At 65.5% G+C, this 26,664-nt stretch carries 26 protein-coding genes; 12 read left to right on the forward strand and 14 right to left on the reverse strand.

The window, feature by feature from the left end; genetic code table 11:
- Nucleotides 1-8: 8 nt before the first annotated feature.
- The 4 genes from M2282_RS16655 to M2282_RS16670 form a co-directional block, all read right to left on the reverse strand.
- On the reverse strand, nt 9-902 hold the full coding sequence (locus M2282_RS16655; RefSeq protein WP_280809889.1) for a LysR family transcriptional regulator: 894 nt from the start codon (nt 900-902) through the stop codon (nt 9-11).
- Between the two features lie 10 nt (nt 903-912).
- Entirely contained in the window at nt 913-2,631 is a 1,719-nt protein-coding gene (locus M2282_RS16660; protein WP_280809890.1) for a SulP family inorganic anion transporter, read from the reverse strand.
- A gap of 83 nt (nt 2,632-2,714) precedes the next feature.
- Nucleotides 2,715-3,128 carry a DUF2501 domain-containing protein gene (locus M2282_RS16665; RefSeq protein ID WP_280809891.1) on the reverse strand — a complete coding sequence of 138 codons (414 nt, stop codon included), beginning with the start codon at nt 3,126-3,128 and terminating at the stop codon, nt 2,715-2,717.
- A gap of 71 nt (nt 3,129-3,199) precedes the next feature.
- Nucleotides 3,200-4,552 carry a M20/M25/M40 family metallo-hydrolase gene (locus M2282_RS16670; RefSeq protein WP_280809892.1) on the reverse strand — a complete coding sequence of 451 codons (1,353 nt, stop codon included), beginning with the start codon at nt 4,550-4,552 and terminating at the stop codon, nt 3,200-3,202.
- A gap of 129 nt (nt 4,553-4,681) precedes the next feature.
- Here M2282_RS16670 and M2282_RS16675 point away from each other — a divergent pair, with 129 nt between their 5' ends.
- Nucleotides 4,682-5,593: a LysR substrate-binding domain-containing protein gene (locus M2282_RS16675; protein ID WP_280809893.1), complete on the forward strand. Its 912-nt coding sequence runs from the start codon at nt 4,682-4,684 to the stop codon at nt 5,591-5,593.
- Here the strand turns inward: M2282_RS16675 and M2282_RS16680 are convergent.
- From M2282_RS16680 to M2282_RS16695, 4 genes are all read right to left on the reverse strand, one after another.
- Nucleotides 5,590-6,804 (reverse strand): beta-ketoacyl-[acyl-carrier-protein] synthase family protein, encoded by a 1,215-nt coding sequence (locus M2282_RS16680; RefSeq protein ID WP_280809894.1) that lies wholly within the window; start codon nt 6,802-6,804, stop codon nt 5,590-5,592. The two genes, M2282_RS16675 and M2282_RS16680, sit on opposite strands and share 4 nt — an antisense overlap.
- Nucleotides 6,801-7,043 carry an acyl carrier protein gene (locus M2282_RS16685; protein WP_042579503.1) on the reverse strand — a complete coding sequence of 81 codons (243 nt, stop codon included), beginning with the start codon at nt 7,041-7,043 and terminating at the stop codon, nt 6,801-6,803. Before M2282_RS16685 ends, M2282_RS16680 begins: the two co-directional genes overlap by 4 nt.
- 96 nt (nt 7,044-7,139) lie before the next feature.
- A complete protein-coding gene (locus tag M2282_RS16690; protein WP_280809895.1) occupies nt 7,140-7,850 on the reverse strand; it encodes a phosphatase PAP2 family protein in 711 nt (236 codons plus the stop codon).
- 82 nt (nt 7,851-7,932) lie between these two features.
- Nucleotides 7,933-8,781, reverse strand: a complete 849-nt coding sequence (locus tag M2282_RS16695; RefSeq protein ID WP_280809896.1) for an AraC family transcriptional regulator — start codon at nt 8,779-8,781, stop codon at nt 7,933-7,935.
- 89 nt (nt 8,782-8,870) lie between these two features.
- Between M2282_RS16695 and M2282_RS16700 the strand changes: the two genes are divergently transcribed.
- Nucleotides 8,871-10,121, forward strand: coding sequence for an MFS transporter (locus tag M2282_RS16700; protein WP_280809897.1), 1,251 nt, complete (start codon nt 8,871-8,873; stop codon nt 10,119-10,121).
- 64 nt (nt 10,122-10,185) lie between these two features.
- Nucleotides 10,186-10,938: a sulfite exporter TauE/SafE family protein gene (locus M2282_RS16705; protein WP_280809898.1), complete on the forward strand. Its 753-nt coding sequence runs from the start codon at nt 10,186-10,188 to the stop codon at nt 10,936-10,938.
- A 76-nt stretch (nt 10,939-11,014) separates the two neighbouring features.
- Here M2282_RS16705 and M2282_RS16710 read toward each other — a convergent pair whose 3' ends face one another.
- From M2282_RS16710 to M2282_RS16725, 4 genes are all read right to left on the reverse strand, one after another.
- The gene (locus tag M2282_RS16710) at nt 11,015-11,554 is read right to left on the reverse strand and encodes a hypothetical protein (protein WP_280809899.1); all 540 of its coding nucleotides are present in this window, start codon (nt 11,552-11,554) and stop codon (nt 11,015-11,017) included.
- A gap of 3 nt (nt 11,555-11,557) precedes the next feature.
- Nucleotides 11,558-13,414, reverse strand: coding sequence for a LysM peptidoglycan-binding domain-containing protein (locus tag M2282_RS16715; protein ID WP_280809900.1), 1,857 nt, complete (start codon nt 13,412-13,414; stop codon nt 11,558-11,560).
- Between the two features lie 4 nt (nt 13,415-13,418).
- Nucleotides 13,419-16,241 carry a type VI secretion system Vgr family protein gene (locus M2282_RS16720; RefSeq protein ID WP_280809901.1) on the reverse strand — a complete coding sequence of 941 codons (2,823 nt, stop codon included), beginning with the start codon at nt 16,239-16,241 and terminating at the stop codon, nt 13,419-13,421.
- Nucleotides 16,242-16,400: 159 nt separating this feature from the next.
- Nucleotides 16,401-17,318 (reverse strand): AEC family transporter, encoded by a 918-nt coding sequence (locus tag M2282_RS16725; RefSeq protein WP_280809902.1) that lies wholly within the window; start codon nt 17,316-17,318, stop codon nt 16,401-16,403.
- Nucleotides 17,319-17,433: 115 nt separating this feature from the next.
- Here M2282_RS16725 and M2282_RS16730 point away from each other — a divergent pair, with 115 nt between their 5' ends.
- From M2282_RS16730 to M2282_RS16765, 8 genes are all read left to right on the forward strand, one after another.
- A complete protein-coding gene (locus M2282_RS16730; RefSeq protein ID WP_280809903.1) occupies nt 17,434-18,408 on the forward strand; it encodes a tripartite tricarboxylate transporter substrate binding protein BugE in 975 nt (324 codons plus the stop codon).
- A gap of 67 nt (nt 18,409-18,475) precedes the next feature.
- On the forward strand, nt 18,476-19,387 hold the full coding sequence (gene xerD, locus M2282_RS16735; protein WP_280809904.1) for a site-specific tyrosine recombinase XerD: 912 nt from the start codon (nt 18,476-18,478) through the stop codon (nt 19,385-19,387).
- Nucleotides 19,388-19,457: 70 nt separating this feature from the next.
- The gene (locus M2282_RS16740; protein WP_280809905.1) at nt 19,458-20,204 is read left to right on the forward strand and encodes a DUF72 domain-containing protein; all 747 of its coding nucleotides are present in this window, start codon (nt 19,458-19,460) and stop codon (nt 20,202-20,204) included.
- A gap of 21 nt (nt 20,205-20,225) precedes the next feature.
- Nucleotides 20,226-21,194 carry a Bug family tripartite tricarboxylate transporter substrate binding protein gene (locus M2282_RS16745; RefSeq protein WP_280809906.1) on the forward strand — a complete coding sequence of 323 codons (969 nt, stop codon included), beginning with the start codon at nt 20,226-20,228 and terminating at the stop codon, nt 21,192-21,194.
- Nucleotides 21,195-21,214: 20 nt separating this feature from the next.
- Entirely contained in the window at nt 21,215-22,183 is a 969-nt protein-coding gene (locus tag M2282_RS16750) for a Bug family tripartite tricarboxylate transporter substrate binding protein (RefSeq protein ID WP_280809907.1), read from the forward strand.
- A gap of 51 nt (nt 22,184-22,234) precedes the next feature.
- Nucleotides 22,235-22,822 carry a TetR/AcrR family transcriptional regulator gene (locus M2282_RS16755; RefSeq protein WP_280809908.1) on the forward strand — a complete coding sequence of 196 codons (588 nt, stop codon included), beginning with the start codon at nt 22,235-22,237 and terminating at the stop codon, nt 22,820-22,822.
- Between the two features lie 91 nt (nt 22,823-22,913).
- Entirely contained in the window at nt 22,914-24,047 is a 1,134-nt protein-coding gene (locus M2282_RS16760) for a thiolase family protein (protein ID WP_280809909.1), read from the forward strand.
- 41 nt (nt 24,048-24,088) lie between these two features.
- On the forward strand, nt 24,089-24,568 hold the full coding sequence (locus M2282_RS16765; protein ID WP_280809910.1) for a MaoC family dehydratase: 480 nt from the start codon (nt 24,089-24,091) through the stop codon (nt 24,566-24,568).
- 9 nt (nt 24,569-24,577) lie between these two features.
- On the opposite strand, the gene M2282_RS16770 is transcribed toward M2282_RS16765, so the two are convergent.
- Entirely contained in the window at nt 24,578-25,270 is a 693-nt protein-coding gene (locus M2282_RS16770; protein WP_280809911.1) for a pentapeptide repeat-containing protein, read from the reverse strand.
- Nucleotides 25,267-26,079 (reverse strand): ferritin-like domain-containing protein, encoded by an 813-nt coding sequence (locus tag M2282_RS16775; RefSeq protein ID WP_280809912.1) that lies wholly within the window; start codon nt 26,077-26,079, stop codon nt 25,267-25,269. Before M2282_RS16775 ends, M2282_RS16770 begins: the two co-directional genes overlap by 4 nt.
- A gap of 37 nt (nt 26,080-26,116) precedes the next feature.
- Here M2282_RS16775 and M2282_RS16780 point away from each other — a divergent pair, with 37 nt between their 5' ends.
- On the forward strand, nt 26,117-26,641 hold the full coding sequence (locus tag M2282_RS16780) for a gamma carbonic anhydrase family protein (protein WP_280809913.1): 525 nt from the start codon (nt 26,117-26,119) through the stop codon (nt 26,639-26,641).
- The last annotated feature ends 23 nt before the right edge of the window (nt 26,642-26,664 follow it).

Below are 26,664 nucleotides of genomic sequence, written 5' to 3' on the forward strand. Positions count from 1 at the left end.
GCTGTCGCTCAGGTCATTCGCTGCGTAAGGAAGTCCAGGAACGAAGTGATCCGCGCCGACAGCTGCGTGTTGCGGTAATACACCGCGTTCACCGGCTGGCGCACATCCACCGTCTCCTTCGCCAGCACCTGCACCAACGCGCCGCTCGCGCGGTCGGCGGCGGTCATGAAATCCGCCAGGCACACGATGCCCGCCCCGGCCAGCGCGAGTTGGCGCAGCGTTTCGCCGCTCGACGCGGCGAGCGTGGGCGCGATGGGCCATTCGTCGCCGTGGATGCCGTTCTCGCCACGCAGCGGCCAGCGGTTGAGCGACTCGGGCTGGGTGAAGCCCAGCAGCGCGTGATCGGCAAGATCCGTCACCTTGCGCGGCTTGCCGTGCGCCTCGAGGTACGCCGGGCTCGCGAGCACGCGCAGGCGGTGCGTGCCGAGCGGCCGCGCGTGCAGCGTGGAATCGCGCAGCGGGCCGATGCGGATCGCGATGTCGGTGCGCCGCTCCAGGAGGTCGATGGGCAGGTCGTCGGTGTCCAGCTCCAGGCTGATCTGCGGATAGAGCTTTCGGAATTCGGGCACCAGCGGCACGATGGCGTGCAGCATGAAGGGCGAGGCCGCGTTCACGCGCAGCCGCCCGGCGGGTTGTTCGCGGCGCGCGGCCATCTGCTCTTCGGCGTCGTCGATCGCATCGAGGATCGCGCGGGTGCGCTGCAGGAAGGCCGCGCCTTCCTCGGTGAGTTCCAGGCGCCGCGTGGTGCGGCGCATCAGTGTGGTGTCCAGCTTCTGTTCGAGCCGGCTCAGCGCGCGGCTGATGCCCGAGACCGTGTGCCCGAGCTGCTCGGCCGCGGCGGTGATCGAGCCGGTGTCCACCACCGTGCGGAACGCGACGAGTTCTTCGATGGTGGTTTTCATGGGGCCGGGTTCAGCCTGCGGTTTCGGCTTCGACGGGCACTTCGATGCGCGGCATCAGCGCAGCCAGCGCCTCACCGTCGGTGCGGTAGCAAAAGAGCATCGGCCCCGGCGTGAGCAGGCCCGCGCGTTCCAGCACCTCCATGGCGGGCAGCTTCATGCCGCTCAGGTGCAGGCGCACGCCCTTGGATTCCATCATCCGGCGGATCGAGCCGAACACCTCGGCGCCGGTGATGTCGATGCGGTTGATGGGCTGCGCGAAAAGGCACACGTCGGTGAGGTCCGGGCGATCGGCCAGCGCGACGGTGAGCGCGCGTTCGAGCGTGGAGGCGGAGGCGAAGTCGAGCTCGGCGTCCATGCGCAGCGCATAGAGCCGCGGCGCGAGCGGCGGCAGCTTCCAGAGGTTGCGGTCGCGCAGGCTGCCGTCGGGGTGCAGGCCCACCTCGATGATGCGCGGATGCAGGTGGCGGTACATGTAGTGCGCCATGCTCGCGAGCAGCCCGCCGAGCACGCCCCAGTAGATGCTGGGCGCGGTCGCGATGGTCAGCACGAAGGTGCCGAAGGCGATGCCGGCCTCGATGCGCGAGATGCGCCACAGCGCCGTGAAACTCGCGGGCTTCACCAGCCCGAGGATGGCCGTGACCACCACGGCCGCCAGCACCGCCTGCGGCACGTGATAGAGCAGCGGCATGAGCCACAGCAGCGCACCGGCCACCACCGCCACGCTGAAGAGCGTCGCCCAGCCGGTCTGCGCGCCTGCATAGAGCGTGATGGCCGAGCGCGAGAACGACGAGCTGGTCGGGAACGCGCCCGAGAAACCCGAGGCCAGCTTGGCCAGGCCTTGGCCGATGAGGTCCTGGTTTTCGTTCCACAGCGTGCCGGCGCGCGCGTTGTCGACCTTGGCGCTGGAGGCGGTCTCCAGGAAGCTCACCAGCGTGATCATCAATGCGGGCAGCACCAGCGCGCTGAAGGTGCTCAACGGCAGCAGGCCGGGCCAGTAGAACGATGGCAGGCCCGAAGGCAGGCTGCCGACCACGGCGCCGCCACGCAGGGCGTAGTTGATGCCCCAACTGATGGCAGCCGCGCCGGCCACCAGTGCCATCGTGGTCGGGAAGCGCGGCAGCAGCCGCTTGCCCAGCCATAGCACCGCGATGCTGCCCAGGCCGAAGGCGATGGCCACGAGATCGGGCAGCGGCCCGCCCTGCAGCACCTGGGGAATCGTGCGCCCCGTGAAGCCCAGCAGCGAAGGCAATTGCGAGATCGCGATGAGCACCGCCGCACCCTGCGTGAAGCCGATCAGCACCGGTGAATTGACCAGCCGCAGCAGCCAGCCGAAGCGCCCCGCGCCCAGCACGATCTGGATGGCGCCGGACATCAGCGTGAGCCACACCGCCATCGCCACCCACTCGGCGCTGCCCGCCACCGCGAGCGGCGCGAGCGAGGCGCCGACCAAGAGGCTGGTGAGCGCCGTCGGCCCGACCGACAGCCGCTGCGACGAACTGAACATCACCGCGATCAGCGCCGGGAACAGCGCCGCGTACACGCCGGTCACGAGCGGCATGCCGGCCAGCGCCGCATACGCCACACCTTGCGGAATGACCATCAGCGCCACGGTGATGCCGGCCATCGCCTCGCTGCGCAACAGCGCCGCGGAAGGGCGGGGCCATGCAAGACAGGGAACCCAGCGCGCGAGGCGCTGGCGCAGGGAAGAGGGGGAGGCAGCCGGGGTCATGAAATCGTTACGGGCGCACGGGGAGAAACAGGCAAGCACATGCGCGGTGCGCCGCGCGGGGGCAATGCAGGGGCGCTGTCAGGTCAGATCAGCGAAGTGGCGTTCTTGAGGACGTAGTCGCAGGCTTTTTCCTTGACCTTCGACGACAGGATCTTCATGTTGAGCGTCTTGCCGTCGCCGCCTTTCAGCAGGCCTTTCGCGCCGCTTTCGAAGTTCTTTTCCTGCTGCTTCTGTCCGGTGATCTTGGCCAGCAGCTTGTCTTTCACCGAGGCCGCATCGCCGCCCAGGTAGTTGTTCTTCACGCAGTACTGCAGCACGCCGGCGGCACTGCCGATGGTGCTGGAGCCGAGCGCGGGCATCTTGAAGCCGAGGTTGCTGCCTTGCGAACTGGCGGCCGCGCCGGCCTTTTCCTTCAGCTGGTCGAGCAGGTCGTTGGCCTGCGCCGAGGCGCCCGCGGCGAGCAGGGCCAGGGCGATGAGTGTGGAGCGGGCATGCATGACGGTCTCCTTGGCGAGCATGGATGGGAAGCGCCCACCAGCATACCGGAGAGCCCCGGGCACGGCCCCTCCTAGTTCTTGCGCGGAGCGCGTTTCTCCAAGAGCGGTGCGCTCGTGCCCTGCACACCGACCAGCCCCAGCACGGTGACGAGCGAGTTTTGCGCACCCTTCCAGCCGTCGGTCACGTCGATCCACTCCGACAGCGCGTGAAAGCCCCCGGTCTTGCCACCGGCGCCGACGATGATGGCCGGAATGCCCAGCGACATCGGCACGTTGGCGTCGGTGCTCGCGCCCGTCAGCAGGGTCTTGTGGCCGAAGGCGCTGTTCGCGCGCGTCGCGGCCTCGACGATCACCGTGTCCGACTGCGTGCGGCCACCCGGCCGGTCGCCGATCAGCTTGCGGCTCGCGCTCAGGGTGGTCACGTTCCAGCGCTTGTTCTCTTCCTCGACGGCCTCGTCGATGGCCGCGAGGATCTTCTTCTCGGTCTCCAGCAACGGCGCCATTTCGTCGGAACGGATGTCGATGGCCATGCGCGCATCGGGCGCGATGGTGTTGACCGACGTGCCGCCGCCTACGGTGCCGACGGTGAACGTGGTCTTCGGGAAAGTCGGCGTGCGGACTTCCGCGATCTTCGCGATCGCGCGGCCCATGCCGTGGATGGCGCTGGGCACCTGGCCGAACGCGCCGAAGCTGTGGCCGCCCGGGCCCTTGAAGGTGACCTCGTAGCGGTGGCTGCCCGTGCCCAGCATCAGCACCGTGCCGTCGGGTGCCGGTTCGAGCCCGACCATGCCATCGATGTCCAGGTTGTCGCGAAAGATCGCCTTGATGCCGCGCAGGTTGCCCAGCTCTTCCTCGCCGACGTTGCCGACGATCAAGAGGTCGCCCACCGTCTGGATCTTGTTGTCGTTCAGCACCTTGAGCCACGACAGCAAGACGGCGAGGCCGCGCGTGTCGTCGGAGATGCCGGGGGCGTAGAGCTTGCCGTCGCGCTCCTTCACCTTCACGTCGGTGCCGGCTGGGAACACGGTGTCCAGGTGCGCGGAGATCAAGAGCTTGGGGCCGTTGCCCGTGCCTTTGCGCAGTCCGACCACATTGCCCTCCGCATCGATCTTCGCGTCGGTGAGACCGAGCGCCTTCATGCGCGCGAGGAAGGCTTCGGCGCGCTTCTGTTCCTTGAAGGGCGGCGCTTCGATCTCGGTGAGCATCTTCAGGTCTTCGACCGAGCGCTCGTGATCGGCCTTGACCGCGTCCAGCAGCTTCTGGATTTCGGGCGATGTCATCAGCTGCGTGTAGGCCTTGTCGATCTCGGGCCGGACCTGCGTGGGCGTGGCTGCGACGGCGGCGTTCTGGGCCTGGGCGAACCCGACGGTGCAGGCCAGGGCAAGGACGATCGGGGCAAGGCGGAATGACGCGGAGCGAGGCATGGCGGTGGGTTGTCCTTGAAGGTGAAGAGCGCGCCGCCGGCGCGGCGCCGTCAGCAATTCTTATGGTCAAGTTAGCGGCCTGCTCTGGTTTAATCTTGGGCCTTGTCAGTTTTTCTAACGAATCCAGCCATGCGCCGTCATATTCCAAGCACCCGCGCGCTGCTGACCTTCGACGCCGTGGCTCGCCATCATGGCGTGGGCAAGGCGGCCGAGGAGCTGTGCCTCACGCACAGCGCGGTGAGCCAGCAATTGCGGCTCCTCGAATCGCAAATCGGCGTGCGGCTGGTGCAGCGCACCGCGCGCGGCACCGAGCTCACCGATGCGGGACGCCGCTACCACGGCCAGATCGCGGGCGACCTGATGCGGCTGCAGAACCACACGCTCGAAGCCATGGCGCAGCGCGTCGACGGCCTGCGGTTGATCGTCGGCGCGGTGCCCGTGCTGGCGGAAGGCTGGCTCACGCCGCTGCTGCCGCAGTTCATCGCGCTGAACCCGGGCTGCAGCCTGCATCTGCAGGTGTTTCCCACCGACCTCTACATGGCGGACATGCCGTTCGACGTGGGCGTGCAGTACGACGATGCCGTGTGGCCCGGCGCCGATGCGCGGCCGTTGATGGGCGAGTTCTGCGTGGCCGTGTGTTCCCCGCGCGCGAAGGGCCGGGCCGCGATGGCGCGCGGTGACTTCCGCGCCGCGCCGCTGCTCCAGCTGCGCACGCGCATGGGTGCGTGGGAAGAATGGTTCGCGCAGACGCCGCATGCTCAACCGCCCGAGAGCCTGGTGACGGGCCACCGCTTCGATCTGTTCTCGTCGCTTGTGGCGGCGGTGCGTGCCGATCTCGGCGTGGGACTGGTGCCGGCGTACTACGTCGAGCGCGAGTTGCGTTCTGGAGAACTGCTGCTCGCATGCGCGCACCGGGCGCCGTCGAGCCGCGGCTACAGCGTGTTCATGGCGCCGAACCGCACGGCCGATCCGCTGGCGGAAGCTTTCGTGGCGTGGCTCTGCGAGGCCGGGGCCGGGGCCGTGTCGCAGCCGCAGGCTTAGTCAGCGCGGCGGAAGAGCAGCACCGAGTTCGTGCCGCCGAAGGCGAAGGAGTTGCTCATCGCGGCTTCGAGCGCCGGTGCGGCGGTGTTGTCCTGCATCACCAGGTTCATGCTGCAGGCCGGATCGATCTCGCTGCAGTTCGCATTGGGCGGCAGCTGCCGCCGATGCAGCGCGAGCACCGTGATGAGCGCCTCGATGGCACCCGCGGCGCCGAGCATGTGACCGTGCAGCGCCTTGGTGGAGCTCACGCGCAGGCCGTCGAAATCGTCGCCCCACACCTCCGCCAGCGCATTGCGCTCGACCACGTCGCCGATGCGCGTGGCCGTGCCGTGCGCATTGCAGTAGCCCACGTCGCGCGGTTGCAGGCCGGCCTGCCGCAGCGCCTGGCGCAATGCGCGCGCCTGGCCGGGTGCGTCGGGCTTGGTGAGATGGGTGGCATCGCTGCTCAGGCCCCAGCCGGCCAGCGTGGCGTAGCTGCGCGCGCCGCGGCTGCGTGCGCGCTCGGCGGACTCGAGCACCAGGAAGGCCGCGCCTTCACCGAGCGCGAAGCCGCTGCGATCGCTCGCGAACGGCCGCACCGCGCCGGCCGCTTCGCCGGGCTGGAAGGTGGCCAGCGTCTGCATCGCCTGCCAGGCCAGCACCACGCCCGGCACGATCAACGCCTCGCTGCCGCCAGCAATAGCGATGTCGACCTCGCCGCGCTGGATCGCCTTGGCGGCTTCGGCGATAGCCACGGACGACGACGCGCAGGCGACGGAGTAGGTGAGCACCGGGCCGAGCACGCCGTTGCGCATCGCCACGTGGGCCGCGGGCGCGTTGGGCATGAAGGCCGGAATGGTGAGCGGCGACACACGCCCGTTGCCGCGGTACGCCGCTTCGAGCGCGGCCGCACCGCCCATGCCGCAGCCGGCATACACGCCCACGCGTTCCGGATCGGCATCGGCGATGGAAAGGTTCGCATCGCGCAGCGCAAGGTCGGCCGCGGCCACCGCGAGCTGGCTGACGCGGTCGACGCCGGCCAGCTGCAGCTTGGTGAACCAGCGCGTTTCGTCGAAGGCCACCGTGGCGGCGGCGGCAGGCTTGGGCAATTCGGGGAAGACGGGCTGGATGGCCGATCGGGCCTGCAGCAGCGCCTCGAACAGCGCGCCGGGCTCGTCGCCGTGGGGCGCCATGACGCCCAGTCCGGTGACGGCAACCTCGTGGCGGTTCACGCGACCTTCGCGGCCCGAACCTTGTCGACCAGCTGCGCGAGCTCGGCCAGGGTGTCGATGCTCGCGTCCTCGTCGGGCATGGTGATGCCGAAGTGGTCTTCGATGGCAAAGAGGAATTCGGCCAGCGCCAGCGAATCGAGACCGCCGGTTTCGCGCATCGAGGCGTGGGGGTCGAGCTTGGACGGTTCGATGCCGTACTTCTCGTGAATCAGGTCCTGCAATTCCTTCAGCGAACTCATCGTGCGATGCCTGTCGTCTTGTGCCGCCGTTGATCGATTGCAGCCCTTGCGGGGTGCGCCATTGGATCGATCCCTTCCTCGCTCGGCCTGTGGTGGTCAGTGATGGCCGATGATATCCGCTCCGACCGGAGGGGCATCCTCTCGCAAACGCTTTCCCGGGCGCCAGCGCAGCGAGGGCAAAGCGAATGCCATGCCGAGCAGCGCACCGGCCAACACGTCCAGCACCACGTGCTGCTTCACCGCCAGCGTCGAGTAGGCGATGGCCAGGAACCACGCCCCGTTGACGATGCGCAGCACGATGGGCGTGCCTGCCTTCCGCAGCAGGTGCTCGATCCAGAGGGCGGTGAAGATCGCGACGGCCACGTGCATAGAGGGACAGGCGTTGCCCGCCGCGTCCACGCCCTGCAGCATCGCGAAGCCGGGGTAGCCGGAGACGTCGATGGTCAGCGGCGGTATCTGCGTCGGCCAGATATAGAAGAGGGCCAGGCCGGTGAGACACAGCGCGCCGATCCACAGCCCGTAGACCACCAGTTCGCGAAAGGTGAGCTGCAGCCCCGGCGCGATGCCCACGTAGACCCATAGCGAGAGGTAAGCACCCAGCGTATAGGGCTGGAACGGAATCAGGTGGTCCAGCGCCGTGAGCGGCATCACCGCGACCGGGAAGGCGGGGTTGCGCAGCAGGTGGAAGTAGCCGATGAAGAACAGCCAGGTGAAGACCGTGGTCCCGACCGCCTTCAGGAGGAAATGGCGGCGAATGCGCAGGCCGATGTCGGCGGTCCAGGTCTGCGGTCGGGGAGGCGATGCCATGGGCAGGTCGATGAAGGTTCCGTGGTTTTTCGGGCTCGGCGATCTTGCCAGAGCGTCGTGAAGGCCCCGGGCACTGAATGGTTCAGGCAGGGGCAGCCGACCGCTTCTTGTGCTGGAACGAGGTCGGCGAACGCCCTGTGGCCGCCTTGAACATCGCGCAGAACGCGCTGTCGGTGGCATAGCCGCTGGCAGCAGCCACCTGGCTCACCGCCATGCCGCGCGCGAGCAGCGGCAGCGCATGCGCCATCACCGCCTGCTGGCGCCATTGCTGCCAGCTCATGCCCAGCTGGTCCCGAAAAAGCCGCGCCACCGTGCGCTCGCTGGCGCCGATGGTGGCGGCCCGCTCGGCCAGCGTGGAGCGGTCGGCCGGGTTGCGCAGCAACGCCTCGCAGAGCTGGCGCAGGCGCTTGTCGGTAGGCAGCGGCACGTCGATGCGGATCTGCGTGGCGCGCTCGATCTCGTCGACCAGGAGCGGCGCGATCATGCGTTCGCGCTGCGGCGCCTGCGGATCGGCCGGCGGGATGCCGTCGGGCGTGGTGTCCAGCGCGAGCATCAGGGCGCGCATCAGCGGACTGATTTCGAGCACCTCGCATTTTTCCCACGAGGGCGCGAGCCAGGCGTGCAGGTAGATGGTGCGCAACTCGGCGTCTTCGATCAGCATGATGCTGTGCGGCATGTTCGCCGGCACCCAGAGCGCCCGCGAGGGCGGCACGATGTAGCTGCCGTCCTCGGTGCTCAGGCGGATCACGCCTCGCGTGGAGAAGGTGAGCTGCGGCCACGGATGCTGGTGCAGTTCGACGAAAGTGTCGGCGCTCAGGAAGTGTTCCTTGGCGCGCAGCGGGCGCACCGCATCGGGCGCGAAGAGGTGCGGCGTGAGCGAGGCAACGCTGGTAACCGGGGCGGGGAAGGGGGCGGAAGCGGTGCGTGGCATGGTTTCGACAAATGTTGTCGCTGTATCGCCATTCTGCCGCGCCTCGCGGGCATAGCATCGGTGCCTGCCCCGGTTTTTTGTAGCAATCCATGTCTTCCCACGCGACCACCACCTCCCCAACGACCTCCCTGCGCTCCGACGCGAAGCTCATCGGCCTCGTCGGCCTGGCCCACGCGATCAGCCACTTCAGCCAGCTCATCCTGGCCCCCCTGTTCCCGTGGCTCAAGGACGCGTTCAACGTGAGCTACACCGAGCTGGGTGCCGTGCTCACGGTGTTCTTCGTGGTCTCGTGCATCGTGCAGGCGGCCTCGGGCTTCATCGTCGACAAGCTGGGCCCGCGCCCGGTGCTGTTCGTCGGCCTCGGCGCACTTGGGCTCGCCGCCTTCGGCTATGCGATGGCGCAGAGCTACTGGATGCTGCTGCTGTGTGCCGTGGTCGGCGGTATCGGCAACGGCGTGTTCCATCCGGTCGACTACACGCTGTTCAACCGCAAGGTCGCGCCCACGCGCCTGGGCCATGCCTACAGCGTGCACGGCATCACAGGGAGCCTCGGCTGGGCGCTCGCGCCGGCCTTCGTGGTGCCGATCGCCATCGCCTTCTCGTGGCGCGTGGCGCTGGCTTCGGCGGGCGTGCTGGCCATCGTCGTGCTGCTGGTGCTGTGGACCTACCGCAGCGTGCTCTCGCTCGACGTGGCGGCCGTGCACAAGGCCACGGGTCAGGGCGAGCCCGCGCCGGTGGGCGGCGAGTTCGATTTCCTGCGCATCCCGGCGGTGTGGATGTGCTTCGGTTTCTTCTTCTTCTATGCCGCGGTGATCAGCGTGGTGCAGACCTTCGCGCCGGTGGCCGCGGGCCATCTGCATGCGGTGCCGGTGGCGTTGGTGGCGGTGTGCCTCACGGTCTACATGGTGGCGAGCGCGGCCGGCATGGTGGTGGGCGGCTTCCTCGCCTCCGACCCGTCGCGCTGCGAGCGCATCGTGGGCGCGGGCTTCGGCATCGCGGCCGCGCTGGCGCTGGTGCTGGCCTTTGCGCAGTTCCCGCCGATCCTCGTGCCGGTGCTTTTCGGCGCGATGGGTTTCGTCTCCGGCGTGGCCGGGCCGTCGCGCGACCTGCTGGTCAAGCGCTCGACGCCGCCCAATGCCACGGGCCGCGTCTACGGCGTGGTGTACGCGGGGCTCGACATCGGCCAGGCGCTCGCGCCGCTGGTGTTCGGCCGCCTGATGGACCACGGCCAGTACACGAGCGTGATCGTCGGCCTGGCGCTGGTGCAGGGCGTGCTGATCGCGAGCGCGTTCAATGTCACCCGGGTGCGCCGCACGGCGCTGGTGCCGGCTTCGGCCTGACCCTCCTTTCCCCGGTCCGTCCGTCGATGCGGGCACAGTGCGGCGCGCTTCTATCATCGGCCGCATGCAAGCCTTGTATGTCTATGTGATCGTCGGCGCTGTGCTGGCGGGTTTCGTGCAGGGCCTGTCGGGCTTTGCGTTCGGACTGGTCGCGATGTCGATCTGGGCCTGGACGCTGGAGCCGCAGCTGGCCGCGGTGCTCGCGCTGTTCGGCGCGCTGACGGGGCAAGTGATCGCGGCCGTCACGGTGCGCCGATCCTTCGACAAGTCCTTACTCTGGCCGTTCGTGCTCGGTGGCCTGGTCGGCGTGCCGTTCGGTGTGTGGCTGCTGCCGCATCTGGACCTCGTGGTCTTCAAGCTGTGCCTGGGCACGCTGCTGGTGCTGTGGTGCCCGGCGATGCTGATGTCGCAGCACCTGCCGAAGATCACCTCCGGTGGCCGCGTGGCCGATGGCATCGTCGGTGCCATCGGCGGGGCGATGGCGGGCATCGGGGGCTTCTCGGGGACCATTCCCACGCTCTGGTGCACGCTGCGCGGCTTTCAGCGCGACACGCAGCGGACGGTGATCCAGAACTTCAATCTCTCGATGTTGATGGTGGCGTTCGCTATCCACCTGTTCAGCGGGAGCATCGCGGCGTCGATGGTGCCGCTGCTGGGGCTCGTGGCGCTGGCTGTTGCGGTGCCGGTGTTGTTGGGGGCGCGGCTTTATATCGGCATCAGCGAAGCCGCGTTCCGCAAGCTGGTGCTGGGTCTGCTCACCGCGTCGGGCGTCGCGATGCTGGCGTCAGCGGTGCCGGCGGTAATTCAGCGGGGTTGAAGCTGAAGCGCGACATTCCTTTGGCTCTTGAGCTAAGCGCCTTTCGCAGGTCGCAGACCAAGTGTGATGGGCTGGACTAAGGTGCGCGCGTAATTGCTGGCAAGAGCGCACAAAATGCGCCTTCAATATCTTCCTTCTCGGGAGTGTGGCCGTGCGACGAAAGCGTCAACGTTTCGATTTTTGTTTTTCCGGTTGTCAAGCTCATCATGCGCGCAGCACCGGAGTTGGTATACACAATGACTCCGTCAAGTCCTTCCAAATGACTTAAATCTAAATTCTTGTAGTTTTTTAATGCGGCGTTCAGGTATTTTTTTCGAACGGTATCTTTCTTTAGAAAAACGCTTTCGATTAATTCATCGGTGATGAGCGGAGGTCGCTTCTTCATGTAAAGCATGGGGCTGCGCAACCATGCTCCGTCGCAATCCTTTGAAGAGTTGGCAAAATCACTGATTATTTCGTTGACCCGGCTTCTGTTGGCAGACTTGTCGAGATTTACCCAGACAACAAAGGGGCCATTCGATGCTCCCGCGAATGCAAACGAGTAAGCGCCCCCTGCAATAACAAAAAACATCAATTCTCTAAATCGCGCGTGTCGAATATGTGATAAGAAAAACATGGCTTAAGTCGTGCTGGGTGACCGATTGGAATTTGAATTGTCAGTTTCAATGCCCATCGATTTGTTGATTTCTGCGGCACTCAGATTTTCAAGGCCGGGATCGGAAAGGTCTTTTTTTGCCTGTTCATAATAAGCGGTCGGAACGAAGAATTTCAGATGATTGGGATTGCCCTTGTGATATTCGGACTTGCCATCCTTGTTTTTCCGCGTGTAGCCCGCTACGGCGTTGATATTAAAAGGCGAAAAATTAATTTGGCTATCTTGATTTCCTCCTAGTAGAATCAATTTTTTGTCGCCATGCTTGGCATACACGAACCCGACATGATGACCGTGGTTGGATTTTGAAGTGACCATCGCAATTGCACCGTAAATTGGCTTGTCCAACTCGACAAACAAAGGGTTTCGAATCATGATCACGACCGCTTCTGATTTTTCTTTCGGGCCGCTCACTTCATAAAATCCGTGTGCACGTCCTTTTGCGGCTCTGCGATTGGGGAAATTCGAATTTTCAATTGGATATTTCGCCTGCATCAGGCACCAGTTGACGAATGCGGCGCACCAGGCATTACGCGGGCCGTCCAAGGATTTCAGGCCGTCATCGATTTCAACGTGATAGCTGATCTTCTTTTCGATTTTGGCTTCATGCTCCCCGCGCCGAAGCTTGGCTTCGGCAATTGCAATTGGCATCCATGGTGCTCGCCCCGACAAAGGGTTGATCAAAGCCAGAATCTTTCCGGTGCCTTCTTTGGATCGCTCCGAATCCGAAGGCTGCGTGCTTATGGGAATAGGTGGTGCTGGGACGAAAACTGGGTGTGGGATTTTCTTGGCGGCGATGGGGGCGGTGGGCTTTGAGGCATGGGCATCGAGCTTTGCTGGGGCAGAAAGCGATTTTTCCCTGTCTCTGCTGCTGATCGACAGCGTCTCGCCCGGATAGATCCTGTCGCTGTCCAAGTTGTTTTCGTCCTTGATTGCCGCAACGGTAGACCTGTATATTTTTGCGATCTTTCCGAGATTGTCTCCGGGTTGAACTACGTAGCGCATTGGCTTTTTTTGCCCCTGCGTGGAACTGTTGAATTTTTCCGAACCAGCAATGCCTTTCCACTTTCGGAATTTTGCCAAAAGATTGAAATCATTTCCCGTGTCACCCTTGATGGATCCAACCTTCATTGTTTTTTTGGATTTTTGATCAACCACGCTGACGTGCACTGGTTTTTTGTCGGCGGGATGGATTACAAGCGGAAAACGCCCTGCTGAATTGGATTTGACCTTGTTGCTCTGCCCTCCGATTTCCAGGATGATTTCTACCTCGGGAAGAGGTTGAGTGCCATCGGTCGCATTGATCGTGCTTACCGTCACCCACGTTTCCTTGCGAGTTTCAGGACTGGCGTGGTATCCCTCGATTTTTGCGATGCTGTCTACGATGTTCTCGATCTCTGCTTCGCTGCATGTGCCGATCTTCTTGTCAGCCGCGACCTTGCTTGACTTCAGTAAATCATCGATATACTTTTGGGTGTTATTTTCGTTTTTTGGCGCATAAAAGGGAATGGCTTCCGGAATGGTTCGATCCCCATGCATTCGTTTCAGATTCGCCTTCAACTCGGTACGTCCGGAAATTTCGTCCGGAAAGATCAAAAAAATTCTTCCAGATCTGGTCGTAGCAAATCCTACGTAGCCTTTGGCCTTTTTTGGTGCTGGTTTGCCATCGACAAGCAAAGCTGTCAGATCTCCCGGATTGTTGATTCGCCACGGCAATGTTCCTCCGTGCCGAAGCAGGCGGCGGCCGTCTTCGCAAATGAATTCAGCCACCTCGATGTTCGGGTGGTAAGTTGCAGATATCAGTTTTGGCATGATCGCGGTCAAGAAATCAAATCAAGTGTCGCAAGTGGGCTTCCACAGCGGATTCCGAAAGAAAATAATTGAGTCCAGACCCAGTTGCCGGGGTGGCGTATCTCGAGTTTTCGATCTCGAAGGCCTCGTCGTCCCGCCCTTCGTTGCTGGCTTCATCCGTGTCCTCTTCCGAGGTATCGAAGGGAGGAGTTGCCAAACGTGTTGTGGGCACAGGGCTCCACGCCCACACCTCCTCTCCAACGATCAAGGTCGCCTCATCCGGCGTCTCAAAAATGACTCTCGGCAGGCGGCCGTTTTCCGGAATGACGCCTTCTGCTTTGATGGCCTGCCGCTCGTCCAGAATCTTGTAAGGCAGCCCTGCCATCGCAACCTGCTGGAAGACCTCGTCGCCACCCAAGGTCGCGAAGCGAACGCTGTATTTGTCGTCCGGGCTCACGCCTTCCATGCGCAGCAGCTTTTCCATGTTCATCGGCCCGACGAGGCTGTGTGATGCTGCCTGTTCACGCCATGCGCCACTGGTGCCATGCTCTATGCCGGAGGCAGTCCACCGCGTGTAGCTGCTCCCCCCGTTGATCAGAATCTCTTCCTTGGCGGTGATGCTGATCCTGTTGGCCTCCTGCTTGATATCCAGCTTGGCCATGAGCTTGATGCTGTCCTGCAGTGCCACGATGTCGATGCCCGCGGTTGCGGCAGTCAGTCGGATGGCTCTGTAGGCGAAGAGGCGCACAGCCTCCTTGACACTGACCAGAAAGCCCTTGCCCGCGCTGATGCTCGTGTGCCCGCCGCTGCTAAGCGCGGTGTGCGTGATGCTCGCGATGTGCGTCGCGCTGCCCGCGGTGCTGTGGATGCCCGCGGAACTGGCGAGCACGAGATGTGGCTCGTCGAGTTCCGGAAAGCCGTCGTCGGCGTGCCCGCGGATGTTTTTGCCCTTGATGGCGTCGTTCTGTTCCTTGAGCGCCTTCGTGACCACATCCTGGTCGCCGTGTTCATGCGCCTTGGCTTCTTGCGCGGTCTGGCTCTGGCTCTCGTGCAGATCGCGCGCGGCCGTCAGGCGGTCAACGGTTTCCCCAAGATCGGTGATATGCGCCTGTGCGTTCGGCCTGGCTTGCGTGGTGACCAGCAGGCCCTTGGCGGCGCGGATGGCGCCGTGGCCGTCGGTGCGCAGTTCGGCGCCTTGGCCCCGATCGTCCTTGCGACCCGACGTGCCATCGATCCGCCCGATGTACCCCAGACTCAGGCTGCTGCACTGGTGATCGCTCTTGAGCTGCGCCTGGATCTTGCCGGGATGGTCGTCCAGTTCCAGATGGTTGCCTCGCGCACCCAGCCCGCTGCCATCCGCACTCAGTTCGCGGCTGCGAAAACCCGAGAGGTTCTTCTGCCCGGGCAGTTGCCTCGGCGGCATGTTCAACCGGTTGTAGACGCGGCCCGTGACGATGGGCCGGTCCGGGTCGCCGTTCTCGAAGTCGACGATCACCTCCTGGCCCATGCGCGGAACCTGCATGCCGCCGAACTGAGAGCCCGCCCAGGTGGAGGCCACGCGAATCCAGCACGACGAGTTCTCGTCCTTCGTGCAGTAGCGGTTCCAGTGAAAGCTGAGCTTGATGCGGCCGTATTCGTCGGTCCATATTTCCTGGCCGCTCGGGCCGGTGACGATGGCCGTCTGCGGGCCCGTGGTGCGGGGCTTGGGCTGGGTCTGCGGCGAGCGGAAGATCTTGTTGGCCGGCTGGACCTCGAAATCGGTACGGCAGACGTAGTCTTCCTGGCCGCTGGCATGCCCGCTTTCATGGAGGCGCAGGGTGCTCGCGATGACCAGATACGCCTGGTTCGCGGCATCTTGCGGATAGTTGACCAGCGAGAAGGTGCACCCCGTCACCACCCCCCGCAGGTTGCCGCTTCCTCGCCCACGGCTGCCCGGTGCGCCGGTCGCTTCCATGCGGGTTCGCGCGAGGTCGCGGCCCTCGTCAGGGTCGCTGTAGTCGCCCGGCCACTTGTAGATCTCTTGCGCACTGTTGCCTGTGTTGCGCGGCATCCGCGAGGTCTGCCGAAGCCTCGCGCGCGGCTTGGTGAAATCGAAATCGTCGGTGGTCCACTGGCCCGGTTCGAGGTTTTCGATGCTGCAGAAGTTGTCGCAGTATTCCTCGTCGATCTTGTGGCCTGGCGGGTGGTAGCTGATGGCTTGGTAGGCCTCGCTCTCGGATTTCCTGTGGGCCCCGAGGTCGTCCACCAGCACCAGCCTGTGGGCGCCCTCCTTGTGCTCGAAGAAATAGTAGATGCCGAACTCCTGCATCAGCCGGGTGATGAACTCGAAGTCCTTCTCGCCATATTGAACCTGGAACCCCCGCTTCGGATAGCGATGCGTGATGCGTTTCTCAACTGGGAAGTTGTAGTCGGCAAGGACCTCCTCGACGATCTCCAGCGGGGTCTTGTTCTGGAAGATCCTGTAGTCGCTGGTATGCGTGGCCAGGGCCAACCATGGGCGCAGGACGATCTCGTAGATGCCTCGGCGGTTCTCGTGTCGAAGGAACCGGGCGCTGGTCACGAGGCCATTGATCTCTCGCGTACCGGCGCCCCGACGGGCCCCAAAGCCTTTGCCGTCGAGCTCGATGCCGATGCCGAACTCCTTGCCGACCAGTTGCTTGACCGGCACATTGGCCGTCACGTACTCGGTGAGCATCGGACTGTCGGGGGTCTGCAGCCGGACGGTGTATTGGAAGAGTTCACCCAGCGCTTCGGTGCCGTCGAGCGATTTGAATACCAGCGCCGGGTTGCCCAGCAGGCTCGGCATGGCGGGACTGCCGACGGATATGGTTCGGGAGCCGGTGGAGAAGGAGGAGAACACGCAGTGGACCTTGACGAGTGATCGTCCAAAAAGTCTGAGGCCTGCGGCTCGAGCACCATTGCAAACAATGGTCGCTCAGCATCCATGGTCGGACAAAGCCGAAAAGAGTGCGAAGTAATTTGCAGATGCGGGATTGGGGGCCATGGCGGCCCCCGCGCGCTATCGCGGCAACGCCAGCGCGAACGGCAGGCTCGCCACCCCCAGCACCGTCGACAGCGTCACCAGCCCCGCCACATACGGCCCGTTGTAGCCCATGCGCGCCGCGAGCACATAGGCGCTCGAGGCCGTGGGCACGGCAGAAAAGGCCATCAGCACCGACGCCTGAACGCCATCGAGCCGCAGCGCCCGCCCGAGCACCCATGCGACCAGCGGAAGAATCAGGTGCCGTATCGCCAGCACCGACACCGCCAGTACCTTGCCGCGCCCGAGCGTCGCGAACTGCATCCCGGCACCGGCCGCGAGCAGCCCGAGCGCGAGCGAAGCCGCGCCGATGCGCGTGAGCGTCGGGGTGAGCCAGTTCGGCACGGTGAAGCCCAGCACGTTCGCCAGCAGCCCCGCCACCGTGGCCACGATCAGCGGATTGCGCACCAACTGGCGCACGAAGCCGGTTTGCGCATGCCGCGTCATCGGCCACACGGCCGCGATGTTGAACATCGGCACGCACACGCCGATCAGCACCGCGATGAGCAAGAGGCCCTCAGGGCCCGCGAGCCGGTCGGCCAGCGCGAGGCAGATGAAGGAGTTGAAGCGGAACCCGACCTGCGCGCTGGCGGCGTGGTCGCGCCGGTCGATGTGTGTGCCGATGCCGGGCACGAAGGGCAGGGCGTAGGCCAGCGCGATGCCGCACAGGCCGACACCGACGCCCGCGGTCAGCAGGCTCGAGGTGGCACCGAAGTCGAGCGGGCTGCGCACGATCGAATGGAACAGCAGCACCGGAAAAAGAAAGTAGTACACGAGGCTCTCGACCTGGTCCCACACGCGGCGATCGAGCGCGGTGTAGCGGCACAGGAGCCAGCCGATGGCGATGAGGGAAAAATCGGGGAAAAGCAGCTGTGCGTAGTTCACCGTTTCGAGCATAAACCGCACGGACCATGGGTAATCCAGAGCACGGGGAGGCCCTCCGAGCCGCTAGCATCCGGGCTTCGCTTTTTTCGACATCCGTCAGTCAAAGCAATCAATCAAGGAGTATTCGATGCAACGTCGTCAATGGAGCACCCTGGTGGGCGCAGTCGCGCTGGCTGCAGTCGCGGGCCAGAGCTTTGCACAGGGCTATCCCAACAAGCCGGTCGAACTGAGCGTGCCGTTCGCTCCGGGCGGCACGACGGACATCGTGGCGCGCGTGATCTCCGATCCGCTGGGCAAGATCCTGGGCCAGCCGGTGGTGGTGATCAACCGCGCCGGTGGCGGCGGCATCGTCGGCGCAGCCGAAACCGCACGCGCCACGCCCGATGGCTACAAGCTCGGCGTGGCCACGGTCTCGAGCACGGCGGCCAACCCGGCCATCAACCCCAAGGTGCCGTACGACCCGATCAACGACTTCACGCCGATCACCAACATCGCGGCCACGCCGAACATCATTGCGGTGAACCCGAACTTCCCGGCCAAGAACTACGCCGAGTTCGTCGCCGAGCTCAAGAAGAACCCCGGCAAGTACTCGTACGCCTCGTCGGGCACGGGCGGCATCGGCCACCTGCTGATGGAGCTCTACAAGAGTCTCACCGGTACCTTCGTCACGCACATCCCGTACCGCGGCGCGGGCCCGGCGCTGAACGACGTGGTGGCCGGCCAGGTGCCGATCATGTTCGACAACATTCCCTCGGCCATGCCCTTCATCACCAGCGGCCGGCTGATCCCGATCGTGGTGTCGGCGCCCCAGCGCCTGGCCGCGCTGCCGAACGTGCCGACCTTCAAGGAAGTGGGCCTGGAGCCGGTGAACCGCATGGCCTACTACGGCATCCTCGGCCCGAAGGGCCTGCCGAAGGAAGTGGTCGACAAGATCGCCGCTGGCGTGAAGAAAGCGGTGGAAGATCCGGCCGTGAAGAAGCGCATCGAGGACACCGGCTCGCTGATCGTGGCCAACACACCCGAGCAGTTCTCCGCGCAGATCAAGGCCGAGTACGAGGTCTACAAGCAGGTCGTGAAGAAGCAGAACCTGAAGCTCGACTGATCCGCTTCTGCCCCACGAAAGCCGCCCGCGCTCCGGGCGGCTTTTTCTTTTTGTTATCTTGCATCGCATGACCGAGGCCGCTGCCGCACCCACCCCCGAAATCGACGAATTCATCGACGCCCTCTGGCTCGAGGACGGCCTCTCGAAGAACACGCTGGCCGCGTACCGCCGCGACCTCGCGTTGTTCTCGCAGTGGCTGGGCAAGCAGCGCAGCGGTATTGCGCTCGATACGGCACAAGAGTCCGACGTGCAGGCCTACATGGGCGTGCGTCTCTCGACCAAGGGCAAGGCCACCTCGGCCAACCGGCGGCTCACGGTGTTCAAGCGCTACTACCGATGGGCGCTGCGCGAGCGCCGCATCACGGCCGACCCGACGATCCGGCTCGCGCCTGCGCGGCAGATGCCGCGCGCCATCAAGACGCTGTCGGAGAAGCAGGTCGATGACCTCCTGGCCGCGCCCGACGTCCAGACGCCGCTGGGCCTGCGCGACCGCGCGATGCTCGAGGTGATGTACGCGAGCGGCTTGCGTGTGAGCGAACTGGTGGCGCTCAAGGTCATCGACATGAGCCTGAACGACGGCGTGCTGCGCGTGCTCGGCAAGGGCAACAAGGAGCGCCTCGTGCCCTTCGGCGGCGAGGCGCGGCGCTGGATCGAGCGCTACCTCGACGAGTCGCGCCCCGTCATCCTCGATGGCCAGCAGACGCCCGACCTCTTCGTGACCGCGCGCGGCGCGGGCATGACGCGCGTGATGTTCTGGATCATCGTGAAGAAGCAGGCCACGGCCGCCGGCATCCATGTGCCGTTGTCGCCGCACACCTTGCGGCATGCCTTCGCCACGCATCTGCTGAACCACGGCGTGGACCTGCGCGCGGTGCAACTGCTGCTCGGCCATGCCGACATCTCGACCACCACCATCTACACGCACGTGGCGCGCGAGCGCCTGAAGCAGCTGCACGCAGCGCACCATCCGCGCGGCTGAATCGGCGGTCGTTCAGGCCTTGCGCTTGCGCGCCGACGCTGGGCGGGACCTGGTGCTTAGGATTGGGGGGATGACGTCCATCATTCCCGAGCTGCCGCGCATCGGATGCGCGGGTTGGAGCCTGCCGCGCGCCCTCTGGCCAGAGTTTCCGGCCGAGGGCTCGCACCTGGAGCGCTACGCGCAGCGCTTCGATGCGGTGGAAATCGACACATCGTTCTACCGGCCGCATCGGCGGGAGACCTACGAGCGCTGGGCCACCAGCACGCCCGACGGGTTTCGCTTTGCGGTGAAGCTGCCGAAGACCATCACGCATGAGCGGCGGCTGGCCGGTGCGATGCCGGCCTTCGATGAATTCCTTGCGCAGGCGGAGGGCTTGGGCGACAGGCTCGGGTGCCTTGTCGTGCAACTGCCGCCGAGCCTTGCGTTCGATGCTGATGTCGTCCTGCGGTTTCTCGCCGACGTGCGGCAGAGGCACGCCGGACCGGTGGTGCTGGAGCCAAGGCATCGCAGTTGGTTCGTGCCCGCGGCCGAATCGCTGTTGTCGCGCTTTCAGGTCGGGCGCGTGCTGGCCGATCCGGTGCTGTTCGACGAGGCTGCGGCGCCCGGCGGATGGCCGGGTCTCGTCTATCTGCGATTGCATGGATCGCCGCGCCGGTACTGGTCGGCGTACGACGACGCGCTGCTCGAGCGGCTCGCAACGCGTCTGCGACTCGCGCGCGAGGAGGGCGCCGCGTGCTGGTGCATCTTGGACAACACGGCGGGCGGCGAGGCGGTCGGCAATGCGATGACCTTGGCGCGCCTGCTTCAGAATCGCTGATTCATTCGAGGAGACAACCCCATGAACTTCAACAGACTCTGCGCCGGCGTTGCGCTGGCTGCCGCCGCAGGGCTCGCCGTGGCGCAAGGTTTCCCCACCGCCAAGCCCATCCGCCTGATCGTCGGCTATCCGCCCGGCGGCGGCATCGACTTCGCGGCGCGCACGGTGCAGGTGCCGCTGCAGGAGGCGCTCAAGCAGCAGCTGGTGGTCGACTACAAGCCCGGCGCGAGCGGCATGATCGCGGCCACCGAACTCACGCGCCAGCCGGCCGACGGCTACACGCTGCTCTTGGCCAACACGGGCCCCTTCGCCATTGCGCCGTACCTGCAGAGCAAGCCGCCGTACGACCCGATCAAGCAGTTCACGTACATCGGGCAGATCAGCCAGGGCAGCTACATCGCGGTGACGCGGCCCGACCATCCGGCCAAGAACCTCAAGGAGTTCGTCGCGTGGGCCAAGGGGCAGCCGGGCAAGGTCAACTTCGCCTCGGGCGGCAACGGCACCTCGACGCACCTGAACGGCGAACTGATGAACCAGGTGACGGGCCTGGACATGACCCACGTGCCCTACAAGGGCAGCGCGCCCGCGGTGCAGGACCTGCTGGGCGGACAGACGCAGATCCTCATCGATGCGGGCAGCGTGCTGCTGCCGCAGGTGAAGGGCGGCAAGCTCAAGGCGCTGGCGGTGACCGGGCCGGTGCGCGATCCGCAATTGCCTGATGTGCCGACGGTGAAAGAGCTGGGCCTGGCGGGCATGGAGTCGGTGGGGTTCCAGGGGCTGGTCGGACCGGCCAACATGCCCAAGGACGTGGTCGATCGGCTGTCGAACGAGCTGGCTCGTGCGCTGGCGCAGCCTGAGATCAAGGCCAAGTTCGCGACCGCCGGTGCCGAGGTGCATCCGCTCGGGCCGGCCGAGTTCGCGGCCTTCGTCAAGGCCGACAATGAGAAGTGGTCCAGGCTCATTCGCGAGCGCAAGCTGCAACTCGACTGATTCCCTTCCTCAAGACAGACATGCATTTCAAGTTCAAGCCGTCGTGGCTGCTTGCTGCGGCCGCGCTCTGCGCTGCCGGCGCGCAGGCGCAAACCGTTCCCAAGACCATGCGCCTCATCGTGGCCTACCCCGCTGGCGGCGTGAGCGACGTGGTCGCGCGTGCGCTGGGCGACAGGCTCGCCGTGCAACTAGGCACGACCGTGGTCGTCGACAACCGGGCTGGCGCGAGCGGTGCCATCGGCATGGACGCGGTGGCCAAGGCCGCGCCCGATGGCGCGACGCTGGGCTTCTCGGCCATCAGCCCGCTGGTGCTGAGCCCGCACCTGGGCAAGCTGCCTTTCGATCCATTGAAGGACATCGCGCCGGTCGCGAGCGTGATGTATTCGCCGGTGCTGCTGATCGCCACGCCGGCGAGCAAGGCGAAGGATTTCCGCGCGCTCATCGCCGATGCCAAGGCGCAGCCGGGCGCGGTGCGCTGGGCCACATCGGGGCCGGCGTCGCTCGGGCACATCGTGCTGGAGCAGGTGAGGGCGGCAACGGGCGTGGACATCACGCATGTGCCCTACAAGGGCGGCGGCCAGCAGCTCAACGATGCGTTAGGCGGGCAGTTCGAAATCCTGTCGACCAATGCGAGCCCTACGCTCACCTCGCACATCCAGTCGGGCAAGTTGCGGCCCCTGGCGGTGGGTGCGCCGGCGCGGCTCGAGAGCTTGCCGCAGGTGCCCACGCTGGGCGAGCTGGGCTACAACGCGGCGAACATCAACTCGCTGTTCGGCGTGTTCGCACCCGCAGCCACGCCGCCCGCGCTGATCGCGAAGTACAACGCCGAGATCAACAAGGCCCTGGCCAGCCCCGAGCTGCGCGCCAAGCTCACGGCCACCGACAACGTGCCGACCGGCGGCACGGCCGCGGCCTTCGCCAAGGAGATCGCCTCGGAGTTCGAGAGCAACGGTCGCATCGTGAAGGCCGCGAACATCAAGGCCGATTGACGATTGACCCTGCGGCTTGCGGTTGGAATTTCCCTACCTTATAGTAGGTAGATGACCAGCGCCATCGCCACCCTTGCCACCGGCAGCACCCGGGACCAGATCCTCGGTGTGGCGCGCGGCCTGATCGAAACCCGTTCGTACCTGGGCTTCAGCTTCCAGGACGTGGCCGATGCGGTCGGAATTCGCAAGGCGAGCCTGTACCACCACTTTCCGACCAAGGAAGCATTGGGCATCGCCGTGATCCGGCAGGCCACCCAACTCTTCAATGAGTGGGATGCGGCCCGGGAGCGCACGCCGAAAGAGGCGCTCGACTCTTATTTCCGCATGTACCGCAACACGCTCAAGGCCGGCTCCGGCATGTGCCCCGCAGGGTCGCTGACGCCCGGATGGGACTGCATCAACGAAGAATTGCGCCAGGCCGTGCAGGAGCTGCGCCGCACGCAGGTGCTGTGGCTCACCGGGGTGTTGGGCGCGCTGGCGCCGGCAGGGGCGCGAAAGACAGGTGCCTCTTCGGTCGCTGCGCAGGCCGGCTATGTGTTCTCGGTTTGCCAGGGTGCGCTGCTCGCCTCGCGCATGACGGGGCGCGTCGAAGACTTCGACGAAGCCATCGCGCAACTCAGGAGTTCATTGCCCGGCTGATGGCCGGGCGGCACGCAGGCACGCCAGGCGTGCTTATTTTTTGATCCCATAGCCTACCGATTGGATGGTAGTTTTCCCAAGGAGCATCTTCATGAAAGCCGTCATTTCCGCCTACGCCCGCTCGCCCTTCCACTTCGCCAAGAAAGGCGCACTCGCCGAGGTGCGCCCCGACACGCTGGCCGCCGGTGTGGTCAAGGGCCTGCTGCAACGCACCGACCTCGACCCTGCGCTGCTCGAAGACATCATCTTGGGCTGCGCCTATCCCGAGGCCTCGCAGGGCAACAACGTCGCGCGCATCGTCGGCCTGCTGGCCGGGCTGCCGCACGAGGTGGGCGGCATGACGGTGAACCGCTTCTGCGGCTCGTCGATGCAGGCCGTGCACATCGCTGCGGCGCAGATCGAGGCGGGCATGGGCGAGGCCTTCCTGTGCATCGGCGTGGAGTCGATGACGATGGTGCCGCAGGGCGGCTTCAACTTCTCACCCAGTCCCGAGCTGCTGGCCAACACCGACGCCTACATCTCGATGGGCGAGACCGCCGAGAACGTCGCGCAGCGCTGGAACGTGAGCCGCGCCGACCAGGAGGCGTTCGCGGTCGAATCGCACCGCAAGGCGGCCGCCGCGCGCGCAGAGGGACGGTTGGCCGGCGAGATCGTGCCGGTGCGCCTGGCCTCGGGCGATGTGGTCGATGCGGACGGCTGCATCCGCCCGAGCACCTCGGCCGAAGCGCTGGCCAACCTCAAGCCCGCGTTCCGCCCCGATGGCGTGGTGACGGCCGGCACCTCGTCGCCGCTCACCGACGGCGCGGCCGTCGTGCTCGTGACCAGCGACGCCTTCGCCGCAAAGCACGGCCTGCAGATGCTCGCGCGCATCAAGTCGTTCGCGACCGTGGGCGTGAACCCGGCCGTCATGGGCATCGGCCCGATCCCCGCGACCCGCAAGGCGCTCGCACGCGCCGGGCTGAGCGCGGCGGACCTCGATGTGATCGAGATCAATGAAGCCTTCTCGTCGCAGGCGCTCGCGTGCATGCGCGACCTGGGCCTCGACCCGGCGAAGATCAACCTCGACGGCGGCGGCCTCTCGATCGGCCATCCGCTGGGCGCGACCGGCGCGCGCATCACGGGCAAGGCGGCGTCGCTGCTGGTGCGCGAAAAGGGCCGCTACGCGCTGGCCACGCAGTGCATCGGCGGCGGACAGGGCATCGCGACCATCCTCGAGCGCGTCTGACGGAAAGTTGAGAATGCGCGAAGGCACGACAAGGAGACCTCATGGCCGCACCCACTGACACAGGCGCCAAGCGCGCGCTGTACCTCGAAGACCTGTCGGTCGGCGACCGTTTCCAGAGCGGCGAGCACACACTCGACGTGACGCAGATCAAGGCCTTCGCGCTGCAGTTCGATCCGCAGCCCTTTCACACCGACGAAGAGGCCGCGAAGCACACCTTCTTCGGCGGACTCGCGGCAAGCGGCTGGCACACCGCGGCAATCACGATGAAGCTGCTGGTGGAAAGCGGCGTGCCGCTGGCCGACGGCATCATCGGCTCGGGCGGCGAGCTGCAGTGGCCCAAGCCGACGCGGCCCGGCGACGTGTTGCATGTGGTGAGCGAGGTGGTCGACATCACGCCCTCGCGCTCCAAGCCCGGCCGCGCGATGGTGACGATGCGGTGCCAGACGCGCAACCAGCGCGGCGAGGTGCTTCAGTACTTCACGCCGAAGCTGGTGGTGCACAGCCGGCCTGCGCCGGGCTGATCGCCGGACTCAGACCACGCGCAGGCCCAGCTCTTCGACCAGCGACGCGGCCTGCCGGTGCGAGATGGTCGCGCCCTTGAACTGTGCGGCGTTCGCCAGCCGCAGGCCGCCCAGGTCGGCATCGCGCAGGTCCGCACCTTCGAAACGCGCGAGCTTCAGGTGCGCATTGCGCAGGCTCCCGCCTTCGAACACGGACTCGCGGAAATCGCAGCCCGAGAGGTCGGCTTCGGCAAAGTCCAGTTGCGCGAGCGTCTGCTTGCGAAACGACAGGCCGCGCAGATGCGCATCGACCAGCAGCGAGTCCTTGAAGACGATGCCCAGCGCCGAGACTTCGGCGAAGTGCGCGCCGGTGAGCTTCACGCCTGTGAAGAGCGCAGAAGCCAGCTTGGCCCGGGTCCACTGCGTGTTGTTGAGATCGCAGTCCTGGAAGCGCGCATTCGTGAGGTCCGCGAGGCCGAAGTCGGCCTGGCGCGCCCTGCATCCGGCCCAGCGGGTTTCCGACAGCAGGGCCCGCTCGAACGATGCTTCGGCGAACTGGCACAGCGTGAACTGCACGCCGCGCAGGTCGAGCCGGGACAGGTCCGCTTCATCGAAGTTGCAGCGCTCGAAATGCGGGGGCGTGTCACGGCCTTGCAGGCAGGCGAGCAGATCGGTGCGCGACAAGGTCTGGTCGGAAATCGCGGCTTCGGTGCTGATGTTCATGTGTAGTTGCCGTCGGTCAGCGCGCGCAGTTCTTCGGCGGTGAAGCCGGCGCGCTCGCGGGCTTCGAGATTGAACGGCGGCCTGATCCGCGGCGCGTCGTAGCGCGCGACGAGCGCCGGGTAGTTCGCCTCGGCATCGAGCCCCGCGCGCTCGCAGAGCCAGCGGTACCAGTGGTTGCCGATGGCGACGTGGCCCACCTCGTCGCGCAGGATGATGTCCAGGATTTCCACCGCGCGCAGCGCATCGGGCGTGTTGACGCGCTTGAGCTTTGCCTGGATCAGCGGGGTGGCATCAAGCCCGCGCGCCTCCAGCGTGCGGGGCACCAGCGCCATGCGGGCGAGCACGTCGTCCTTGGTTTTCTCGCACATGTTCCAGAGGCCGTCGTGGCCCGGGAAATCGCCGTAGCGATAGCCCATGCCCTGCAGGTGCGCATGCAGCAGCGTGAAGTGCAAAGCCTCTTCGTCGGCCACGCGCAGCCAGTCGCGGTAGTAGGCCTCGGGCATGCCGTCGTAGCGCCAGACCGCGTCGAGCGCGAGGTTGATCGCATTGAACTCGATGTGGCAGATCGAATGGATCAGCGACGCGCGGCCTTCGGGCGTGAAGGGCGAGCGCTTCTGCACCGCGGTGGCGGACACGCGCACGGGCCGTTGCGGGCGGCCCGGCACGTCCACGTCGTCGCCGTCGGTGCGGATCGGATCGGTTGCTATGGAATCGGTAGCGGCCAGTGCCGCGGTGGCGCGCGTTGCAGCCACCTTTTGTTCAGGATCGGTCAGTCGCAGCGCGGCCAGCGCGCTCAATCGGGGGTGCATCCCTACAATTCTAGTTTTTGCCCCCGGAGACCCCACGATGGCCCTCTACGAACTCGACGGCGTTGCGCCGCAACTTGGCACAGGCGCCTGGGTCGCCGACAGCGCGGAAGTGATCGGCAACGTGAAGCTGGGCGAGAACGCCAGCATCTGGTTCGGTGCCGTGCTGCGCGGCGACAACGAGACCATGACCATCGGCCGCAACAGCAACGTGCAGGACATGTCGATGCTGCATTCCGACCCCGGCAGCCCGCTCACCGTGGGCGAGAACGTCACCATCGGCCACCAGGTCATGCTGCATGGCTGCACCATCGGCGACAACTCGCTCATCGGCATCCAGGCGGTGGTCTTGAATAACGCGAAGATCGGCCGCAATTCGATCGTTGGCGCCGGCAGCGTGGTCACCGAGGGCAAGGAGTTTCCCGACAATTCCCTCATCTTCGGCTCGCCCGCCAAGGTGATGCGCACGATCAGCGACGAAGACGCTGCCCGGCTGCGTCACGGTTCCGAGCATTACGTACAAAACGCCGTTCGCTACGCGAAAGGCCTCAAGAAAATCGCCTGACCCCGCGCAGGCCCAACAGAAAG

This window comes from Variovorax boronicumulans, from assembly GCF_029892485.1.
GTDB lineage: Bacteria > Pseudomonadota > Gammaproteobacteria > Burkholderiales > Burkholderiaceae_C > Variovorax > Variovorax boronicumulans_B.

What these genes read in the sequence shown, in the direction of transcription:
- M2282_RS16655 (WP_280809889.1), bottom strand. Translation starts at nt 902, where the DNA reads ATGAAAACCACCATCGAAGAACTCGTCGCGTTCCGCACGGTGGTGGAC.
- M2282_RS16660 (WP_280809890.1), bottom strand. Translation starts at nt 2,631, where the DNA reads ATGACCCCGGCTGCCTCCCCCTCTTCCCTGCGCCAGCGCCTCGCGCGC.
- M2282_RS16665 (WP_280809891.1), bottom strand. Translation starts at nt 3,128, where the DNA reads ATGCATGCCCGCTCCACACTCATCGCCCTGGCCCTGCTCGCCGCGGGC.
- M2282_RS16670 (WP_280809892.1), bottom strand. Translation starts at nt 4,552, where the DNA reads ATGCCTCGCTCCGCGTCATTCCGCCTTGCCCCGATCGTCCTTGCCCTG.
- M2282_RS16675 (WP_280809893.1), top strand. Translation starts at nt 4,682, where the DNA reads ATGCGCCGTCATATTCCAAGCACCCGCGCGCTGCTGACCTTCGACGCC.
- M2282_RS16685 (WP_042579503.1), bottom strand. Translation starts at nt 7,043, where the DNA reads ATGAGTTCGCTGAAGGAATTGCAGGACCTGATTCACGAGAAGTACGGC.
- M2282_RS16690 (WP_280809895.1), bottom strand. Translation starts at nt 7,850, where the DNA reads ATGGCATCGCCTCCCCGACCGCAGACCTGGACCGCCGACATCGGCCTG.
- M2282_RS16695 (WP_280809896.1), bottom strand. Translation starts at nt 8,781, where the DNA reads ATGCCACGCACCGCTTCCGCCCCCTTCCCCGCCCCGGTTACCAGCGTT.
- M2282_RS16700 (WP_280809897.1), top strand. Translation starts at nt 8,871, where the DNA reads ATGTCTTCCCACGCGACCACCACCTCCCCAACGACCTCCCTGCGCTCC.
- M2282_RS16705 (WP_280809898.1), top strand. Translation starts at nt 10,186, where the DNA reads ATGCAAGCCTTGTATGTCTATGTGATCGTCGGCGCTGTGCTGGCGGGT.
- M2282_RS16710 (WP_280809899.1), bottom strand. Translation starts at nt 11,554, where the DNA reads ATGTTTTTCTTATCACATATTCGACACGCGCGATTTAGAGAATTGATG.
- M2282_RS16725 (WP_280809902.1), bottom strand. Translation starts at nt 17,318, where the DNA reads ATGCTCGAAACGGTGAACTACGCACAGCTGCTTTTCCCCGATTTTTCC.
- M2282_RS16730 (WP_280809903.1), top strand. Translation starts at nt 17,434, where the DNA reads ATGCAACGTCGTCAATGGAGCACCCTGGTGGGCGCAGTCGCGCTGGCT.
- xerD (WP_280809904.1), top strand. Translation starts at nt 18,476, where the DNA reads ATGACCGAGGCCGCTGCCGCACCCACCCCCGAAATCGACGAATTCATC.
- M2282_RS16740 (WP_280809905.1), top strand. Translation starts at nt 19,458, where the DNA reads ATGACGTCCATCATTCCCGAGCTGCCGCGCATCGGATGCGCGGGTTGG.
- M2282_RS16745 (WP_280809906.1), top strand. Translation starts at nt 20,226, where the DNA reads ATGAACTTCAACAGACTCTGCGCCGGCGTTGCGCTGGCTGCCGCCGCA.
- M2282_RS16750 (WP_280809907.1), top strand. Translation starts at nt 21,215, where the DNA reads ATGCATTTCAAGTTCAAGCCGTCGTGGCTGCTTGCTGCGGCCGCGCTC.
- M2282_RS16755 (WP_280809908.1), top strand. Translation starts at nt 22,235, where the DNA reads ATGACCAGCGCCATCGCCACCCTTGCCACCGGCAGCACCCGGGACCAG.
- M2282_RS16760 (WP_280809909.1), top strand. Translation starts at nt 22,914, where the DNA reads ATGAAAGCCGTCATTTCCGCCTACGCCCGCTCGCCCTTCCACTTCGCC.
- M2282_RS16765 (WP_280809910.1), top strand. Translation starts at nt 24,089, where the DNA reads ATGGCCGCACCCACTGACACAGGCGCCAAGCGCGCGCTGTACCTCGAA.
- M2282_RS16770 (WP_280809911.1), bottom strand. Translation starts at nt 25,270, where the DNA reads ATGAACATCAGCACCGAAGCCGCGATTTCCGACCAGACCTTGTCGCGC.
- M2282_RS16775 (WP_280809912.1), bottom strand. Translation starts at nt 26,079, where the DNA reads ATGCACCCCCGATTGAGCGCGCTGGCCGCGCTGCGACTGACCGATCCT.
- M2282_RS16780 (WP_280809913.1), top strand. Translation starts at nt 26,117, where the DNA reads ATGGCCCTCTACGAACTCGACGGCGTTGCGCCGCAACTTGGCACAGGC.